At 56.1% G+C, this 19340-nt stretch carries 18 protein-coding genes; 16 read left to right on the forward strand and 2 right to left on the reverse strand.

Going from position 1 to position 19340, the window contains the following annotated elements:
- The first annotated feature begins 340 nt into the window (after positions 1-340).
- From OZX62_RS04230 to rpsD, 8 genes are all read left to right on the forward strand, one after another.
- Positions 341-3097, forward strand: a complete 2757-nt coding sequence (locus tag OZX62_RS04230; RefSeq protein WP_277176778.1) for a UvrD-helicase domain-containing protein — start codon at positions 341-343, stop codon at positions 3095-3097.
- Positions 3098-3381: 284 nt separating this feature from the next.
- Positions 3382-4128, forward strand: a complete 747-nt coding sequence (gene pnuC, locus OZX62_RS04235; protein WP_277176779.1) for a nicotinamide riboside transporter PnuC — start codon at positions 3382-3384, stop codon at positions 4126-4128.
- Between the two features lie 87 nt (positions 4129-4215).
- Complete coding sequence (gene deoC, locus OZX62_RS04240; protein WP_277176780.1) at positions 4216-4884, forward strand: deoxyribose-phosphate aldolase; 669 nt, start codon at positions 4216-4218, stop codon at positions 4882-4884.
- 2 nt (positions 4885-4886) lie between these two features.
- On the forward strand, positions 4887-6074 hold the full coding sequence (locus OZX62_RS04245; RefSeq protein WP_277176781.1) for a phosphopentomutase: 1188 nt from the start codon (positions 4887-4889) through the stop codon (positions 6072-6074).
- A 185-nt stretch (positions 6075-6259) separates the two neighbouring features.
- Complete coding sequence (gene deoD, locus OZX62_RS04250) at positions 6260-6970, forward strand: purine-nucleoside phosphorylase (RefSeq protein WP_277176782.1); 711 nt, start codon at positions 6260-6262, stop codon at positions 6968-6970.
- Positions 6967-7920 (forward strand): sugar-binding transcriptional regulator, encoded by a 954-nt coding sequence (locus OZX62_RS04255; protein ID WP_277176783.1) that lies wholly within the window; start codon positions 6967-6969, stop codon positions 7918-7920. The genes deoD and OZX62_RS04255 overlap by 4 nt, the downstream gene beginning before the upstream one ends.
- An 11-nt stretch (positions 7921-7931) precedes the next feature.
- Positions 7932-9230: a pyrimidine-nucleoside phosphorylase gene (locus OZX62_RS04260; RefSeq protein ID WP_277176784.1), complete on the forward strand. Its 1299-nt coding sequence runs from the start codon at positions 7932-7934 to the stop codon at positions 9228-9230.
- A gap of 272 nt (positions 9231-9502) precedes the next feature.
- Positions 9503-10129 carry a 30S ribosomal protein S4 gene (gene rpsD, locus OZX62_RS04265; protein ID WP_277144570.1) on the forward strand — a complete coding sequence of 209 codons (627 nt, stop codon included), beginning with the start codon at positions 9503-9505 and terminating at the stop codon, positions 10127-10129.
- 98 nt (positions 10130-10227) lie between these two features.
- Here the strand turns inward: rpsD and OZX62_RS04270 are convergent, their stop codons facing one another.
- Positions 10228-10617, reverse strand: coding sequence for a phage holin family protein (locus OZX62_RS04270; RefSeq protein ID WP_277176785.1), 390 nt, complete (start codon positions 10615-10617; stop codon positions 10228-10230).
- A gap of 126 nt (positions 10618-10743) precedes the next feature.
- On the opposite strand from OZX62_RS04270, the gene OZX62_RS04275 reads away from it, so the two are divergent.
- The 8 genes from OZX62_RS04275 to mltG all read left to right on the forward strand — a co-directional run bounded on the left by OZX62_RS04275 (position 10744) and on the right by mltG (position 18817).
- The gene (locus OZX62_RS04275) at positions 10744-11868 is read left to right on the forward strand and encodes a hypothetical protein (protein WP_277176786.1); all 1125 of its coding nucleotides are present in this window, start codon (positions 10744-10746) and stop codon (positions 11866-11868) included.
- On the forward strand, positions 11831-12652 hold the full coding sequence (locus OZX62_RS04280) for a hypothetical protein (RefSeq protein WP_277176787.1): 822 nt from the start codon (positions 11831-11833) through the stop codon (positions 12650-12652). The genes OZX62_RS04275 and OZX62_RS04280 overlap by 38 nt, the downstream gene beginning before the upstream one ends.
- Positions 12653-12822: 170 nt before the next feature.
- Entirely contained in the window at positions 12823-13497 is a 675-nt protein-coding gene (locus tag OZX62_RS04285; RefSeq protein WP_277176788.1) for a histidine phosphatase family protein, read from the forward strand.
- A gap of 87 nt (positions 13498-13584) precedes the next feature.
- On the forward strand, positions 13585-14013 hold the full coding sequence (locus tag OZX62_RS04290; protein WP_277176789.1) for a DUF948 domain-containing protein: 429 nt from the start codon (positions 13585-13587) through the stop codon (positions 14011-14013).
- Positions 14014-14015: 2 nt separating this feature from the next.
- Complete coding sequence (locus tag OZX62_RS04295) at positions 14016-14252, forward strand: hypothetical protein (protein WP_277176790.1); 237 nt, start codon at positions 14016-14018, stop codon at positions 14250-14252.
- 213 nt (positions 14253-14465) lie between these two features.
- Entirely contained in the window at positions 14466-17147 is a 2682-nt protein-coding gene (alaS, locus tag OZX62_RS04300; RefSeq protein WP_277176791.1) for an alanine--tRNA ligase, read from the forward strand.
- Positions 17148-17154: 7 nt separating this feature from the next.
- Complete coding sequence (gene ruvX / locus OZX62_RS04305) at positions 17155-17610, forward strand: Holliday junction resolvase RuvX (RefSeq protein ID WP_277176792.1); 456 nt, start codon at positions 17155-17157, stop codon at positions 17608-17610.
- A gap of 25 nt (positions 17611-17635) precedes the next feature.
- Positions 17636-18817 (forward strand): endolytic transglycosylase MltG, encoded by a 1182-nt coding sequence (mltG, locus tag OZX62_RS04310; RefSeq protein WP_277176793.1) that lies wholly within the window; start codon positions 17636-17638, stop codon positions 18815-18817.
- Positions 18818-18829: 12 nt separating this feature from the next.
- On the opposite strand, the gene OZX62_RS04315 is transcribed toward mltG, so the two are convergent.
- Entirely contained in the window at positions 18830-19303 is a 474-nt protein-coding gene (locus OZX62_RS04315) for a prepilin peptidase (RefSeq protein WP_277176794.1), read from the reverse strand.
- Positions 19304-19340 lie beyond the last annotated feature (37 nt).

Here is a 19340-nt window from a genome sequence, read left to right on the forward strand (position 1 = left end):
CCGATGCCCCAAGCAAGGCGCATATATGGTCTCCGAGCATAATCAGTGCATGTGACGAAGGTGAATCGGACTGAAAAGTGATGATATATATCATTTATATTCATTATTTATAGATAACGGCATAAGGGCTATCGAAAATTTCGTCGAACGTTCCCTCAATCCTTGATATGGCTCAGAAACTCCGTATTTTTCAATAGTCGTCTGTTGCTGAGGTGTCCTTGATTTCGTTTTTGGTCAATCGGCTCGATGACAACTGTGTGTGATAAAAATGAAGTCCTATGGCAGACGGGCGGGCCAGGGTTCGGGCGCTCGCGAAACGGCTTTTTCGAAGGGAATGGGTGTGGCACAGGATCCGGATTTGATTGCACGAAGCGCCGACGAACTGGTCGGCGACCTGAACGAACAGCAGGCGAAGGCGGTGCAGTATCGCGGGCCGGCGCTGCTGATCGGGGCTGGGGCCGGTTCGGGCAAGACCCGCGTGCTCACTCGGCGTGTGGCATGGATTCTTTCGCAGTTCGGCGCGTGGCCCAGCCAGATTCTCGCCATCACCTTCACCAACAAGGCCGCCGCCGAAATGCGCGAGCGTTTGGAGACATTGATTGGCCCGGTGGCCGAACATATGTGGATTTCGACCTTCCATTCCGCCTGCGTACGCATCCTGCGGCGGGATGGCAAGACCATCGGTCTCAATTCCGGTTTCTCCATTTACGATACCGCCGACAGTCAGCGGTTGGTGAAGCTCATCGGCACCAGTCTCAACGTCGACCTGAAACGCTATACGCCGCGCGCCATCCTCGCCCAGATTTCCGATTACAAGAACAAGCTGGTCGGTTTCAAGGAATTGCTCAAGACCTACGCTCCGGACTATACGCCCGGCCAGCAGGGCTATCAGCTGGGTCGTTACGACAATGCCGAGGCGCTATACGCCGTGGTTTATGCGGAATACCAGCATCGTCTTGCCGCTGCGAACGCTGTTGATTTCGACGACCTGATCGTCCGTACTGTCGAGCTTTTGCATGACCATCCTGAAGTAGCGGATTATTATCACCACAAGTTCCGCTACATTCTTGTCGACGAATACCAGGACACCAACCATGCCCAATATCAGCTGGTGCGTGAGCTTTCCGGTATTGATAGCGCCGACCGGCCGGCCATGGGTTCGGCTGCAGGAAACCAGCAGGTCGCAGGACGCGAAGGCCCGGCTTGGGTGACCGTCGTAGGCGATTCCGATCAGTCCATCTACGCCTTCCGCGGCGCCGATATCAGCAACATCCAGGACTTCGAAAAGGACTTCCCGGGCGCTCTGACCATCATGCTCGAGCAGAACTACCGTTCCACGCAGACCATCCTCGACGCGGCCAACGCCGTCATTTCCAAGAACACCGGTCGCAAGCCCAAGAAGCTGTGGACCTCGCTCGGCAAAGGGGAGCCGATCGTCGGTTATGCGGCCGACAACGCGCAGCAGGAAGGCGGCTGGATAGCCAACGAGATTGCCAATCTGAGAAGCGAGAACGGGTATCGTTATTCCGACATGGCCATTATGTACCGTGCCAACGCGCAGTCGCGGGCGCTCGAGGAGGCACTGATCAACGCGGGGATTCCCTATCAGCTTGTCGGCGGCACGAAATTCTACGAACGCCGCGAGGTCAAGGACGCCATCGCCTACCTGCAGGCCATCACCAACCCGGCCGACAGCGTCAACATGCGCCGCATCATGAACACGCCGAAACGCGGGCTGGGCGCGCGGGCCGAATCGATGGTCGCGAGCTTCGCCGAAGCGCACAACATGCCGTTCTGGGGCGGCATCGAACACATGGACGAAATTCCCGACCTGCCCACGCGCACGCGTACCAAGCTTGGCGAGTTCCGCGACCTGATGCGCGGGCTGATGCAATTCGCCTCGGACCATGATTCCAAGCCTTCCGAGATTGTTGCGGAAGTGCTCAACCAATCCAAGCTGCTCGAGGAGCTGCAGCGTTCCACCGACCCGCAGGACGAGTCACGCGTCGAGAACCTTTCGCAGTTGCAGTCAGTGGCCGCAGAGTTCGAACAGAAAACTCCGGATGCTACGCTTTCCGGCTTCCTTGAGACCACCGCGCTGGTCGCCGATTCCGACCAGCTGCCCGGCGAGGGGGAGGATACGGGCAAGGTCACGCTGATGACTTTGCACACGGCCAAAGGCCTCGAATACCCGGTCGTCTTCCTGACGGGTATGGAGCAGGGCACGTTCCCGCATTCACGCTCGCTTGAAGACGAACAGGAGCTTTCCGAAGAACGTCGCCTCGCCTACGTCGGCATCACCCGTGCCAAGCAGCGGCTTTACGTCACCCGTGCGGCCGTGCGCTCGCAGTGGGGTCAGGCCAACGACATGATGCCCAGCCAGTTCCTTGACGAGATTCCTGACGAGCTGATTGAATGGAAACGGCGTGAAGCCGGTGTCGAACGCATGCGCTCTGGCTGGGGCGGCGGTTCCGGCGACAGTGATTTCGACGACGAGTTTGGCGGTTGGGAGGATGACGACGGCTTCTCATCCGGCTCGACCTTCGGTGGTTCAGATTCATCTTCTTATGGCGGTTCACGCACTTCCAGCCGTTCCGGCTATGGTTCCGGTCATTCGAGTTATGGTTCTGGCTCTTTCTACGGTTCCCGTTCGGGTGGTTACGGTTCATCCTATGGCTCCCGCTCAGGTTCGTCGCAAGGTTCGCGTTCAGGTTCCCGTTCCCTATATGGTTCCGGTTCCAGTTACCGCAGCTCGTCATCGCGTTCTGGCTACGGTTCTCATTCTTCCGGCGGCTCTTCGTATGGCTCGTCGTCATATAATTCCGGCTCCCATACCCGTGGTGGCAAGGTGACCACGCGTCGTACCGCTCCCAAAGCGTCCGCTTCACGTTCTGTCCCCGCGTCAAGTCTCAAAAAAGACAACAAACTGGACATCTCCGATTTCAGCATCGGTGACAAGATCACTCACGACCAGTACGGCCTGGGCACGGTTGTAGACACCCAAGACAAGGGCCGCAACTCGATCATCACCGTCGATTTCGGCTCAGATGGCGTCAAACGCCTGATGCTGCGCGTGGCTCCGATTGAGAAATTGTGAATTGATTTCCGAGTTCTGTTGAGTATGTTCTAGTTTTTCGGATTCCAGTTTTCAAGTGGTTTCGGCTGTTTGGACTAGTGGCTCGCATTGTTTTATGCAATGCGGGCCAATTTTTTAATTTGACCCTTTCCAATGTCGATTATTCCTCAGCATTACCTCGAACGGTCAGAACAAACGTTCACAATCTAGACTTTACATTTGTAAAAATAGTGATAGTCTATAGACAGTTCGGTTAAAGATGCCGGATTGTAGTAGCAAACTTTTAATGGCGAAAGGATTTGTACATGCCTACGCAAGAGAGATTCCAAGGCAATTATATTCAATGGCTTGGTGCTGAATTCAAGAAGATCAATCTGGTCGCCGCCATGATCTGGTTCTTCGGCATCGGCTTCCAGACGGCGCTGTTGGTCACCAACCCGATCACATGGCAGGCCGTCATCACCTATCTGGCCACCGTGGTCGGCCTCGGCTGCACCGTCTACATGATGGTGGGAGCGCCTATCAACGGGCTCCTCGGCTTGATCAGTGTCTTCGGCTTCGTAACCGTCAATCTGTTTGCCCACCATTGGTGGAGCGTTGTCGATCAGCTCATCTTCGCCTGCGCCATCGATATCCCGCTAATGATGAAGTGGAGGACCTGGGGCGAGGACTTCGGCGCCAAGGTGCGCAAGCTGCATGTCAAGGGCTGGATGGTCACCATCGCGGCCATCGCCGTCGAATGGATCATCCTCTTCCAGGTCGCCCGCATCCTCAAGGATCCGCAGCCGGCGGTCGACGCGCTGGTGCTGTCCTTCGGCGCTACGGCTTCGGTGCTGTGCGTGATGCACGTCTCGAACACCTACACCCTGTGGCTTGCTGAAGACATCGTCAACGTCCTTCTTTGGTTCTATGCCCTCAAGGACGGCTACAGCCCGTCGGCTCTGCCGATGCTCGTCAGCACGATGATGTACACCGCCACCGCCATCTATGGTCAGTTCTTCAGTGTCTGGCACAAGGCAGGCAAGGCCAACAGCCAAGTGGCGAAGGCCTGATAGATTTAATTGTCATTCGCGGGTCGTCGTATCCTCTTAAAGCAACGAATACGGCGGCCCTACCCAAAGAATAAGAGGTTATTAATAATGAACAAAGCAACATTGGCAAAATACATCGACCATACCTATCTGAAGGCCAACGCCACCAAGGCCGATATCGTCAGAATCTGCGACGAAGCCAAGCAGTACAACACGGCTTCCGTGTGCGTCAACGCCTATTGGGCCGCACTGGTCACCGAGCAGCTTGCCGGCACCGACATCAACACCTGCTGCGTGGTCGGCTTCCCGCTGGGAGCCACGAGCACTGCTTCCAAGGTGTTCGAAGCCCAGCAGGCCATCAAGGACGGCGCCGAGGAAATCGACATGGTCATCAACATCGGCGAGCTGATTGCCGGTGCCGACGACAACGTCGAAGCCGACATCAAGGCCGTCGCCGATGCCGTTCACGCTTCGGGCAAGCTTTTGAAGGTCATCATCGAGACCTCGTTCCTCGACCACGACCAGAAGGTGCGCGCCTGCGAACTGAGCGAAAAGGCCGGAGCCGATTTCGTCAAAACCTCGACCGGGTTCAGCTCGGCCGGTGCCAAGGCCGAGGATGTCGCGCTGATGCGTCAGACCGTCGGCGATCGCCTGGGCGTCAAGGCGTCCGGCGGTATCCACAGCTATGAAGAGGCCATGCAGATGATCGATGCCGGTGCCACCCGTTTGGGCGTCAGCGCGACCATCAAGATTCTTGAGGGAGCGGAAGAGAACTGATCATGAAATACAATCGCATTTTTGGCTTGGTAATGGATTCCATCGGCACCGGTGCAGCTCCTGATGCCGCAAAGTTCGGCGACGAAGGTTCCGATACTTTGGGCACCATCGGCAAGTTCTTCGATGGCAAACTGCACTTGCCGAATTTTGCAAGGCTTGGCATCTCGAACCTGAGGGACACGCCCATCGAAGGCGTACCCGCGGCCGAGCATCCCATCGGCTGCTTCGGCAAGATGGAAGAGGTCTCGGTGAGCAAGGACAGCATGTCCGGCCACTGGGAAATGATGGGCCTTCCCGTCACACAGCAGTTGAGCTTCTTCCCGAACGGCTTCCCGGATGACATCCTCGACCCGATTTCCGAATTCTCCGGACGCAAGATCGTGGGCAACCGCCCCGAATCCGGCACGCAGATCCTCGAAGAGCTTGGCGAGCACCAGATGAAGACGGGCGACCTGATCATCTATACCTCCGGTGATTCCGTGCTGCAGATCGCGGCGCATGAAGACATCATCCCGGTCAAGGAACTCTATCGGATCTCCGAATTCGCACGCAGCCTGGTCAACGGCCCGAAATACATCGTCGGCCGCATCATCGCGCGCCCGTACGTCGGCAGTGGCAAGGGTCACTTCACCCGCACCGCCAACCGTCACGACTTCACCTTGAAGCCGCTGGGCGAAACCGATCTGGACAAGTTGCGTGAGGCCGGTTTCAAGACCATCGGCATCGGCAAGGTCAACGACATCTTCTCCGGCCAAGGCATCGACGAAGGCTACCACAACCAGAGCAACATGGACGGCATGGACCATCTCGACCACGTCATGACTCAGGACTTCACCGGTTTCTGCTTCACCAACCTGGTTGATTTCGACGCCATGTACGGCCACCGCCGCAACCCGGAAGGTGACGGCAACGCCTTGATGGACCTCGATCGCAGGCTGGGCACCGTGCTCGACAACATGCGCGATGACGACCTGCTGATGATCACGGCCGACCACGGCAACGACCCCTGCTTCAAGGGAACGGACCACACCAGGGAATACGTCCCGCTGCTGGCCTATTCGCCGAGCATGAAGCATCCGGGAAGCCTGGGAATCCGCAAGACCTTCTCCGATTACGGCGCCACCGTCCTCGACAACTTCGGCGTGAAGACCGACATGCCGGGCACCAGCTTCCTTTCGGAACTCAACTAAGCTGAATGAAGCTGAAAACAGGCTCAACCAAGTAGTATCTATATATAAATAAATATATCGATGTAATTCCGACGTATCGTATCGACGTTCTTTCGAAGCAACGGGCGCGGTACGTCGGAATCGATACCAATTAATGTCTTTAGCCGCTTTGAGAAGTGGCCGATACAAATTAAAGGAGATTTGTAATGAGCACCCATATTGATGCGCAACGTGGTGATATCGCCGAAACCGTATTGATGCCGGGAGATCCGCTGCGTGCCAAGTACATCGCCGAGAACTTCCTGACCGACCCCAAGCGTTACAACACCGTGCGCAACGCGTTCGGCTACACCGGAACGTATAAGGGCAAGTCCGTTTCCGTGCAGGCCACCGGCATGGGCATTCCCTCGCTGTCGATCTATACCACCGAACTCATCAAGGACTTCGGCGTCAAGAACCTTATCCGCGTCGGCTCGTGCGGCGGCCTGGGCAAGGACGTCAAACTCCGTGACATCCTCATCGCCCAAAGCGCCAGCACCGATTCCTCCATCATCCACAACACCTTCGGCCAGGGCGTCTATTTCGCGCCCACCGCGGACTTCGGACTTCTCGAGGATTCCTACCAGGTGGCGAAAGCCAAGGGAATCTCGGTGAAGGTCGGCAACATCCTCTCCGAAGACCGTTTCTACGACGATGAGCTCGATATCAACAAGCTCGCCGATTACGGCATCATGGGCGCGGAGATGGAGGCCGCGGGCCTTTACCTGCTCGCATCGAAGCATCATGTCAAGGCTTTGGCCATTTCAACTGTCAGCGATATGATTGGCACAAATGAGGGGCTGAGCGCCGAAGAACGCGCGACCACCTTCAACGAGATGATTGAAATTTGCCTGGAGGTGGCTTATCAGCAATCATGAGTGAGCGATACGACAGGAAAAAACTTGCCCAAAGCATCACCGCTGCGAGGCTGTATTACGAAGATGCCCTCGACCAGACGGAGATTGCCCGTAATCTGGGCATTTCGAGACCCACGGTTTCCCGGCTTCTGAAGTTGGCGCGGGAAACCGGCGTCATCAAAATCGAGATCAACAATCCCTTCGTCGACGCGGAGGATCTGGGTGTTCAACTGGTCGATAAATACCAGATGAATATCCATGTGGCCCCCAACAACTACAACGGCGAGATTTCAACGTTGGACAGTCTTGGAGCCTATACCGCGGAGTATCTGACGCAGACCATCCGGCCCGGTGACATCATCGGTCTTGGGTGGGGCAAGACGATTCATTCCGTCACCACCCATTTGAACAACCATCCGGTGGAGGATACCACGGTCGTCCAGCTCAAGGGCGGCATCAATATCCGCTATCAGGATACGTATGCCGACGAAAGTGTGACCGAGCTTGCCTCCGCTTTGGGAGCCACCCCGCATTTCCTGCCGTTGCCGCCGTTTTTCGACAGCAAGGTGACCAAGGAGATCGTGGAACGCGATCGTTTCATCAAGCAGACCCTTGAGCTTGGCAAAAAGGCCAATATCGCCCTCTACAGCGTCGGCACCGTACGCAACGATGCACTGCTGTTCCAGCTCGGATACTTCAACTCCAAGCAGAAGGCCGCATTGAAGAAGTCGGCTGTGGGTGATGTCGTCTCGCGTTTCATCGACAAGGACGGCAAGGTCGTCAACAAGGATCTGAACGACCGGACCGTCGGCATCGGGCTGTCGGATTTGAAAGCCAAGAAGCACTCGATAGTGGTGGCTGCGGGGATTTTGAAGGCTCCCGCCATCCGTGCGGTGATGAAAGCGGGCTATGCCAACGAATTCATCGTCGATCAGGCGATAGCCCAGGAATTATTAACTTACGAAGATTGAGGTGTTGAACCATGCGAATGGTTGACGTTATCGACAAGAAACGAAACGGTGGGGAACTGAGCGACGAGGAGATCAAATTCTTCGTCGACGGTGTGGTGAGCGGAGAGATTCCCGATTACCAGACCAGCGCCCTGCTGATGTCCATCTATTTCAAGGACATGAACGATCACGAGCGCTCGCAGCTTACGCTCGACATGATGAACTCGGGGGACAGGCTTGACCTTTCCGGCATTCCCGGCATCAAGGTCGACAAGCACTCCACCGGCGGTGTCGGCGACAAAGTGAGCCTTCCGCTGGCGGCCATGGTGGCTGCCACGGGCATTCCCGTGCCGATGATTTCCGGGCGTGGGCTGGGCCATACCGGCGGCACGCTCGACAAGCTGGAAGCCATTCCCGGCTATCAGGTCGAAATCAGCGAAAAGGACTTCATCGATCAGGTCAAGCGCGAAAAACTCGCGATCATCGGCGCGACGGGCAACATCGCCCCGGCGGACAAGAAGATCTATGCGCTGCGCGATGTGACAGACACGGTCGATTCGATTCCGCTGATCGCCAGCTCGATTATGAGCAAGAAGATCGCATCCGGCACCGATGCGTTGGTCATCGACGTGAAAACTGGCGCGGGCGCGTTCATGAAGACGCTGCCGAAGTCCGAAGAACTGGCCAAGGCGTTGGTCGAGATTGGCAAGGGCGTCGGCATGCAATGCATGGCCGTCATCTCCGACATGAACCAGCCGTTGGGCCGCAAGGTAGGCAATACCCTGGAGATCGAAGAGACGCTTGACACCTTGAAGGGCAAGGGCCCGAAGGATTTGCTCGAATTGGTGCTCACGTTGGGCAGCTATATGGTTGTGCTCGGCAAGAAGGCGGCCAACGAGGACGAGGCGCGCGCGATGCTCGAACGCACCATCGAAGACGGTTCTGCGCTCGACAGGTTCCGCGCCATGGTCGTCGCTCAGGGCGGCGACGGACGGGTCGTCGACGATTACAGCATCATGCCGCATGCCAAGTACCGCATCGAGCTGCCGGCCAAGGCCAGCGGCTACGTCTCCCAGATGCTCGCCGACGAGGTAGGCATCGCCAGCATGAAGCTCGGCGGCGGCCGTGAGAAGGCCGACGACAAGCTTGACTACGGTGTCGGCATCGAGCTCAACAAGAAGGTCGGCGACAAGGTCTGTGAAGGCGAGTCCCTGCTCACCATTTGCAGCGAGAGCGAGGATGTCGACGACATCAAGGAACTGCTCTACAGCTGCATCAAGATCGGCGACAAGGCCGAGCCGTATCCGATGATTTACAAGATCATCAAGTAGTGATATCGGCTTGATTGTCAGATTGCGTGCGCCCCGTCCAACTCGATGGGGCGCACGTCCATAGTGTGCGAGTAAAATAAAAGCTTGTGTCTGCCATAAGGCGGGCATTATCTGGAGTCTTAGCCCATCAGTGGGTCGGCGATGTTCTTCGCGCAAACGGTGAATGTCGTTGGCGCTTGGCGCCTTGAAGCACTGGAGAGGCCCGGCTCAGCGCGGTTTCGTATGATTCCGCGTTCCGTTCAGATAACGACAGAATACAAAGGAACAACAGAATGACTAACATTCAGCGTTCTCGCCGTCAGGTGCGCCTTTCGCGTGCCCTCGGCATTGCACTGACCCCCAAGGCTCAGCGCATCTTCGAGAAGCGTCCGTACGCTCCTGGTGAGCATGGCCGCACGCGTCGCCGCACCGAATCCGATTACGCGGTTCGTCTGCGCGAGAAGCAGCGTCTGCGCGCCCAGTACGGCGTCTCCGAGAAACAGCTTCGTGCAGCTTATGAAAAGGGCACCCACACCAAGGGCCAGACCGGCGATGCAATGCTCGTCGATCTCGAGACTCGTCTCGATGCCCTGGTGCTTCGCGCAGGCTTCGCCCGCACGACCGCCCAGGCACGCCAGTATGTCGTGCACCGTCACATCATGGTCGACGGCAACGTGGTGGACCGTCCGTCCTACCGCGTCAAGCCCGGCCAGACCATCCAGGTCAAGCCGAAGAGCCAGACCATGGTTCCCTTCCAGATCGCCGCTGAAGGCGTGCACCGCGATGTACTGCCCGCAGTCCCCGGATACCTGGACGTCAACCTCGCCTCGCTCAAGGCGACTCTCACCCGCAAGCCGGAAACCAAAGAGATTCCGGTCGAGGTCAACATTCAGTACGTCGTCGAGTTCTACGCTCGCTGATTTCTGAATCCCATTCCTTTTAGGACATACCGCAAGGGCCCTGTGAGTTTCAAGCTCACAGGGCCCTTGGCGTTGTCGGTTAAGATATCGATATTGTGTCATTCTCCAATGATGGCATCCACGATGGCGGAGACGATTGACATGATGATGGTGCCTATTATCGAGGCGAAGAAGCCTGAAATATAAACGCCTACACCGAAGAGCGACACCGCCAGCCACGAAGCCAGCCGCATGCACAGCCAGTTGACGATTAAGAGCAGAATAATCGAAATCAATCCCAGCGACATGATGGAAAACGGCAAGGCCAAAATCTGCGTGACCCAGTTGAGTATTGGCTTGACAACGGCGTTGACTAACGCCAGAAACAGCGCAAAGGCGGCGATGCCGAGAATCGGGGGAGTGCCGATTGGCTGCATGCTGGGGATGAGCAGCACCATCACGGCAGCGGCTATGGTCAGAATGATCCAGCGGGTGAAGAATCGTGTCATAGCACCAGTATGGCATAGGGGTCTGTTTGTAGAACATTTGCGAGTGGTTCATCCACGACGTCAGCGCTCATCAAAATAATTATATTATATTAAATATTATTTGTTTGGATAGAAAGGTCGCTGCTCGTGGAAAGCGTCGCGTTTTCGGTCGGCAAGCACACTGATTGGGATATCGATTCGTTGCGTAAAGTGGCGTTTACCTCCGAACAGCTATACACGATGATCGGTGGCCCGGATTACCTGCGCTATGTCGTACCGGCGAAGGACGTTCCGTTCGCCAGTTACGCAAACGATGATGTGTTTACCTGGATGCGTCGTCGGCTGGTGGATTCCTGCGCTGCCATGGGCCTGGTGGATGCCGACGCCACTCCATGCCCGGCATTGCAGCAGCTGATCGAGCCGATTCGGGACACGGCTTTCGCGGTGGGTGACGGCGTTATGCCTCCGGACGATGATCACGACGACATCCGTACCTACGTCGCATACTTCGGCACCCGCTATGCCACGTTATGTAGGTTTTCGACCGTTCCTTACCAGCTTGGCTATAATCTCATCGGATTGGGCGGGCCAGATCAGTGGGAAAATAATTTTCTTGAAGAGACCGGCACTTTAAAAGGATTCAAAAAAGCCTCTGTGGCCTTGAAAGTGAAGGTCAAAGAGTCTCGCGAAAAGGCTTTGTTGAACGGAGCAATAGGCGGATCCTTATATGATGCCAAAAAGTTTGCGGAAGCCAAGAAGCTGCCGGAGGAACCTTTCGTCAATCTGGCGAGGGGAATACGAATCGGGCACTACCAATGTTTGACCATCCAGGGTGTCGATTTTCGGTGTACAAGGCTTGCTGAATCATCTCAGTTGCGTGATTTACGCATCGGCCCGCAACCCTGGCGCGCATTGGAGGTGTTCCCGGGGGCCGGAGCATTTTTCGTGATTGATTTCGACGCCAATCCGGGCGAGGATACTTCGGTTTGGGAAGGCGAAAACATTTCCCATATCAGTTTTGAGTTCGCTCAACAAGGCAGCCTGCTGGAACGATTTTCCGGCATACCACGCGCGCAGTGGGGCCAAGAGATTTCAGCGGGAGAGCGGGAAACCGATGATACGCAGTTGCATATCCAAGATCTCAGGGAAGCAAAGAATGGGGCGTTGGGTCGGTCTGAGCTTGCTGCTGATTTAAAGGATATGGGAACGCTTACGTCCGCAGTCAACGAAGTCGGTGGTACTTCAAGAAGCATTGACGATGTTAAGTCGTAGTCTCAATGGTGTGGCTAAATCCCGGGTAGAATTCTCTGAAAATCTTGCAAAAGATTATGATTTCACGTTGACGGTACCACTTATGGATGAGTTTGTGGATGCGGCAAATGCTTATGCGCGTCATTTGCAACTGTTCAGTACATTTGGGAGCATCTTTTTTTTAGCTGTGTCATGCATAGGGGTTATAAGTGGCAGAATGTTGCGTCCGGGTTGGAATTACGTTGGTTTGGTAATTTTTGGGATTCTTACCGTCTTTATGATTTGCTTGGCGTTGTCTCGCCGAATAAGGCACATGGTACTGATGCCGTGGATGTTGCCCGTTTTGCCGTCTTGGTTTGCTGCTTGCAAAGCATTTAAAGGTCGACGTGAAGCTTTCAGAGTGACGTATGGCATTGGCCATGATTCACTGGTGCAAGGTCCTAGATGGTGTACTCCGTGTCGTGTGTCGGTTTCCGAAGGTGGAATACACATGGTCCGGTGGGTGTCAGGGAAGGTGTATGAGGATGGTTGCCCATGGAAGTTGGTGGAGTGTGTGCGGGTCACGCCGCATGCGATTGTGCTGGGTCCGTCCGCTTGGTCGAAGGCACATTTCAATTCTCTTGATGGCTTGATAAGAGTTGGTGATGTCAGCCATTGTGTGGTGGTACCCAGAAAATCTGTTGGCAACGTGGATAAGTTCGTAACGGATTGCTGGATGCATGTCTTGGCCGTGCGTCCTGATTTGCGTAAGCCTTTGAGCCGCAAGACCCGTTTCCGCCGTTGGTTTCATGGCGACGATTTATAGACAAAATTGAATTTTTTATCTCAAGATAATCTATGAAAACCGGTATCCCGGCTTTGCTATAGGCAAGGCTCTGGTGGTGCAAACGATATCGTCGGTTTCGCCAAACCCGTCTTCTTTCTTGCATTCTGTGGCGCAGTCGAGGCAGTTGCAACATGTGCGATAATGGAGCCATGTTGTTGCATCTTCATCTGGTCCGCCATGGGCAGACCTATTTCAATCGCTATAACCGTTTGCAGGGCTGGTCGAATTCCCCACTCACCGAATCCGGTATCGCCGACGCCGACAAAGCCGGAGCGAAACTCAAGGATCTTGACTTTGCCGCCGCCTATTGTTCAGACACCACCCGTGCCGAGCAGACAGCCGCACGCATCCTCGATATCAATGAACAGAACGGGCATACGCGCCCGAAGTTGGTCGCCGACATGCATTTCCGCGAACAGTTCTATGGCTATTTCGAAGGCCAGGATATGAATATGGCATGGTGGGCCGCCGGTGCCCCGCACGGTGCCAAGACCTACAACCAGATTGTCGAGAAATACGGTCTCAAAGGCTCGAGGGATTTTCTAAAGGAAGCCGATCCCTTCCATGACGCCGAAAGTGATGAGGAATATTGGAAGCGTATCGAAGGCGGATTTGCGCTGATTGCCGCGAACGCCGGGCTCAAGGACGGCGACGATGTGCTCCAGATTTCGCACGGCAACACGCTTTTAAGCCTCATGCACCGTTTCGCCGGCCCAGGCTACGATCTTTCCGAGCGACCTGCGAACGGCAGCGTCACAACGCTCGATTTCGACACTAGCAAGCCCATCGAAAACGCGGTGACGGTCGTCGCTTACAATCAGTGATTTATCGGCCGAGCGTCGTAGGCGTTGGGTAATCTTATGTTTTATTATGGCTGAAATGTCGAGGAACTGTATCGGAAAGAGGCTTTCATGAGTATTGGGGACATCGCAGGGCTTATCGCCGCCATAGCATTCGCTGTGCTGGCAGGGTTCCTCATCTATCCGCTCATCAGGTTGGGCAAGCTGTTCGACCAGCTTGCGCAGACCGTCAAGGATTCCGGCGACCATGCCATTCCGGCGCTGGACGAGGGCGTGACCACAGTGCGTCAGGTCAACAAGTCGCTTGAGGATGTCAACAAGATCTCCTCGGCCGCTTCCACGACCGCCGGCAACATTGGCGCGCTGACTGATCTCTACGGTTCGTTCCTGGGCAAGCCGGTTATCAAACTGGCATCGTCGTTCTACGCCCTGAAATCCACCGCGCAAAGCTTCATGCGTCAGAGAAGCGCGGAGCAGGCCGGGAATAGCGCTATGAAACCCAAAGCCACTGCAGCGAAGCCGAAAGGCGGCAAGGAGTAACGATGGTCAAACGAATTTTTTGGGTGTCGCTTGGCGTGGTCGTCGGTGTGGTCGCCGTCTCCAAAGCCGAAGCCTATGTGCGTGCCAACACTCCTGACAAGGCGCGTCAGTTCGTGCTTGGTCCCGATCAGGACCATGTGATGCAACGTTCCCTGCGAGGCTTGTTCGACGAGTTCAACGCCACGCGTCTTGCGCGCGAGCAGGAGCTCAATTCGCAATATGCCGATAAGCTCGGTTAATCTTTTGTGGCTCTGTCGTCGGTAGTGATTTGTTTTTTACAATTTAAATCAAGGCTGCGGTAGATATAAAGTAATAAATAATATTATTTATTAACGAATTATATGATAGCAGGAATCGAAAGCTCGGTTCCCGATATTTAAGTTTTTCAATGTAATGTGATAAGTAGCATCGCAACAGTTTCGTTGCGAACAAAGCAAGGAGCAGCAGCAAGTATGCGCACCTCTGAAATCGCCAGCCGGTTCCAAACCTATTTCGAGAAGCAAGGCCATCTGGTCCTTCCCTCGGCGTCATTGATTTCGCCAAACCCGACGACGCTCTTTACCATCGCCGGCATGGTGCCGTTCATTCCCTACCTTTTGGGCGAGCAGACCCCGCCGAGCAAGCGCGTGACCTCGAACCAGAAGTGCGTGCGCACACTCGACATTGATGAGGTCGGCAAGACCACCCGTCACGGCACCTTCTTCCAGATGCTCGGCAACTTCTCCTTCGGTGACTACTTCAAGGCCGAAGCGATTCATTACGCTTGGGAACTCTTGACCACTCCTCAAGACAAGGGTGGCTTGGGCTTCGACCCGGAAACGCTGTGGGTCACCACTTACACCGACGACGATGAGGCGCGCTCCCTGTGGGTCAACGAGGGCATGGACCCGGAGCACATGGAGATCCTTGGTATGGAAGACAACTTCTGGACCACCGGCGGCCCCGGCCCCGGCGGCCCCTGCTCCGAGATCTACGTCGACCGTGGACCGAAGTACGGCAAGGAAGGCGGTCCCAGTGCCGATGACAACCGTTACATCGAGATCTGGGACCTGGTCTTCGAAAACTATGCTGTCGACAACGTCAAGTCCAAAACCGACCTGCACATCGTCGGCGAGCTCGAGCATAAGAACATTGATACCGGGGCGGGCCTCGAGCGCGTGGCCTACCTGCTGCAGGGCAAGCAGAATATTTACGAGACCGATGAAATCTATCCGGTCATCGAAGCCGCTGAGAAGATCTCCGGACACAAGTACGGCGAGGATCAGGAATCGGATGTCCGCTTCCGTGTCGTGGCCGACCACGTGCGTTCCGCGCTGATGATCATGAGCGACGGTGTGCGCCCGAGCAACGTCGGCCGTGGCTACGTGCTCCGCCGTTTGCTGCGCCGGACCGTGCGCTCAATGAAGATGCTCGGCGTCAACGAACCCGTGCTGCCCACTTTGTTCCCAGTTTCTAAAGACGCGATGGTGCGCAGCTATCCGGAGCTTAACGATACGTTCCATGACGTCTCCGAAGCCGCTTACGGCGAAGAGGACGCCTTCCGCCGCACGCTCGAGAACGGCACTACCATCCTCGACACGGCCGTCAAGAAGGCCAAGAAGTCCGAAAACGGCGAAGTTTCCGGCAAGGATGCCTTCACGTTGCACGATACCTATGGCTTCCCGATCGAGCTTACGCTTGAGATCGCCGGTGAGCAGGGCGTCAAGGTTGATAAGAAGGGCTTTGAGGAGCTGATGGACGAGCAGAAGTCTCGTGCCCGCGCCGACGCGCTGAAGAAGCGTCACAACGTGGACGTCAGTGTTTACGACGATTTCAAGAAGACGCTTGAAAAGCCAATCGAATTCCTTGGCTACAAGGACCATTCCAGCCGTTCCACCATCCTCGGCATCTTCGAGGAAGGCAAGGGCAGCGTGCAAAGTGTCGAAGGCCCTGCCAATGTCGAAATCGTACTCGATCGCACTCCGTTCTATGCGGAGCAGGGCGGTCAGCTGGCCGACGAAGGCGAGATGATTTCCGACGATGGCGCGGTGCTCGAGGTTGATGACGTGCAGAAGCCCATTAAGGACCTCATCGTGCACAGCTGCCGTTTGACGGAAGGCAAGCTCAGTGTCGGTGAGAAGGTCAATGCCACCATCGACGAGGAACGTCGCCGTGGCCTGGCCCGTTCCCACACCGCCACTCACATGCTGCACAAGGCCCTGCGTGAGGTGCTCGGCGAGCAAGCTACCCAGCGTGGTTCGCTTGTGGCTCCTGACTACCTGCACTTCGACTTCCAGTGGCCCACTGCCATGACCCGCGAGGAAATCGACCAGGTCGAAGCCCGCGTGGTGCAACGCGCATGCGACGACTTGCCGGTTACGATGGTCGAGATGGATTACAAGGAAGCTTTGAAGCTTGGTTCCATGCACCTGTTCGGCGAGAAATATGGCGACCGCGTGCGCGTGGTGACCATCGGTGAGGATGCCTGGAGCCGTGAGCTTTGCGGTGGCACCCACCTCGATGCCACCGGCAAGATCGGTGAGTTCGTCATCACTTCCGAGTCTTCCGTGGGTTCCGGCGTCCGTCGTATCGAAGCGTTCATGGGCAAGAAGGCTTACGAATTCAACGACAAGCAGCACAAGACCGTCTCTGGACTGGCCGACGAACTCAAGGTTCGTCCGGAAGAGCTGCGCGAGCGTGTGCTCGCCCTCGAAAGCAAGCTCAAGGAAGCCGACCAGCACCTGAACTCGCTTTATGAATCGCAGCTTGAGGCTGCAGTGCCAGCGTTGATTGCCCAAGCGGAAGCCGATGACAACGCTCCGGTGGAACTGGTAGCTTCCAATGTCGGTCACTTTGGCTCCTTCGACGCGCTACGCAAGACCGTGATGGATATCCGTGCCAAGATCGGCGACAAGAAGTCCGCGGTCATCGCGCTTTCTGGCGTCAACGAACAAGGCAAGCCGATGGTGGCGGTGGCTACTAACGACGACGCTCGCAAAGCAGGTTACAAGGCCGGAGATCTCGTGCGCGTGGCTTCCAAGGTGCTCGGCGGCGGTGGCGGCGGCAAACCGGATTTCGCCCAAGGCGGCGGAGCCGATGCCTCCAAGATCGACGAGGCGCTGAAAGCCCTGCGTCAGGCCGTTCGCAAGGACTGAGAATCGTATGACATGGCTGGGCGTGGATTTGGGAGACGCCAGGGTCGGCTTGGCTCTAAGCGACCCTGAGCTCTCCTTCGCCCACCCCGAAGGCAATATCCAAGCCTACGGTGATTCCTTCCGCACGCTTGATGAGGTCGTAGACTTCATCGATGACCATACCGATATCGATAAGGTCGTTGTGGGACTGCCGCTGCTCTTGAGTGGAGAAGCCGGAAAAAGCGCCAAAAAAGCCAAGCGCTGGGCCGCAAACCTTGCCAAACGGCTCGAAGCGGCCGTCCAGAGCGAAGATTATAAATTAGACGATGTTCCTGAAATTGTATTGCAGGACGAACGTCTCACCACGGTGAGCGCGCACCATCAGCTGAGCCAGGCCAGCGTCCAGAGCAGAAATCACAGGCCGGTGGTCGACCAACAGTCGGCGGTGGTCATCCTTCAGTCGGCGTTGGACCGACGTAACTGACGAAGCGAAAGCGGAGAGGGAATTCATGCCAGAAGACTTCAACGAGCTTTTCGACACGAACGCCGAGTGGGTGGATTCCACCGGCTCTTCTTCTGATGCCCAACCGCCTGAGCCTCCTCCAACGTCCCGCCACGAAATGCGCCTGCGCAAGAAGCGGCAACGTCAGCGAAAGATGACCATCGCAGCCATTGTCGTCGTGGCCCTGATTATCGTCGGCTGTGGCGGTTTCTTTGGTATTCGCGCCGTGAGCCAACATCTGAACAATAATAAATCGCAAGAGGTTTCCACCGATTACCGAGGACCCGGAACCGGCACGGTCTGGTTCACTGTCGAAAGCGGCGAAAGCGTCGCCTCTATCTCCAAGCATCTGGTCAAGGCAGGCGTGGTCAGGAACGCGGATACCTTCGCAAGCACGGTGGCGGCCAACAACAGCACCCTTTATCCCGGCATGTACCAGCTCAAAAAGCACATGTCGTCGATGGATGCGGTGAAAATCCTTTCCGATCAGACCAAGGCCACCGGGTTCCTGGAGGTCAAGGCCGGAGAACGCAGTTCAGACGTTGTGGCGCAGGCCGCGCAGCTATCTGGAATCGATAAATCGCAGTTTGACGCAGTCGTCAATGGCGGCGGACAGGGAATTCTCCCCGCTGAAGCCGGAGGCAAGTTCGAAGGCTGGTTTGAACCGGGTGTCTACGATGTCAAAAAGAAGGGCAGCACCGCTTCCTCAATCTTGAAGGCGATCGTCGATAAACGCGTGGCCAAACTCAACGATCTGAAGGTCCCCACCGGAGCGCAACGCGAAACCATCCTCAACATGGCCTCCATCGCCGAATCCGAAGTGAACCGGCCGGAATATTACGGCAAGGTCGTGCGCGTCATCATGAACCGGCTCAACCAGGGCATGGCGCTGGGCATGGATTCGACGGTCGCCTACGGAGCGAACGTCAAGCCGAGCGATCTCACCGATGCCATGTTGAATGATGCATCTGACCCTTACAACACGCGCATCAACAAGGGCCTGCCGCCTACGCCGATCAGCTCGCCCGGCGACGAAGCCATCAAGGCCGCGATGAACCCCACCCCAGGCAATTGGCTCTATTTCGTCACCACGAACCTGCAGACTGGCGAGACCAAGTTCGTCGCCACCCAAGAAGAATTCAATCAAATTCGCAATGAATACAAGTCCCAAAACCCCAACGCCAACTGAATCGAGTTCAGATTATATTGCGGACAATAGGATAGCAATAATTGCTGAGGCAACGATTACTGGGACGAATGGGGCCTTGTGAGATGAATTCTTGATGAGCTTGGGATAGACGGGGATCCAGAGGAGGCCCAGGGCGCCCATGAGCAGCCACCAATAGAGATAGGGCATCAGGCCGAATGAGCCTACTGCTAGGCCAACCAAGAACGATGCGGTGACGTCTCCGAATCCTAGGGCACCCGGCTTGATGCGGGAGAGCAGGAATTGGATGGCGGCGGATAGCAGCGCATATAGGAGGGGAAGCAGAACTTTCGCGGGATTCCGTTCGATGATGGAAAGCGCCAGAAAGACCGCCAGCTGTGTCAAAACTCCGATGGCTACCCACGTTCTGGGCACGCGAAAATGGCGGATGTCTTCGACGACAAGCGCCAGTCCGCAGATCAGACTCGGGAGTGCTGCAATGTAGGCCATATCGGTAAGATAGTGCATAAACCCATTGATTGACGAATGGAAAGCGCGAAAAAGC

The organism is Bifidobacterium sp. ESL0690 (assembly GCF_029392315.1).
GTDB lineage: Bacteria > Actinomycetota > Actinomycetes > Actinomycetales > Bifidobacteriaceae > Bifidobacterium.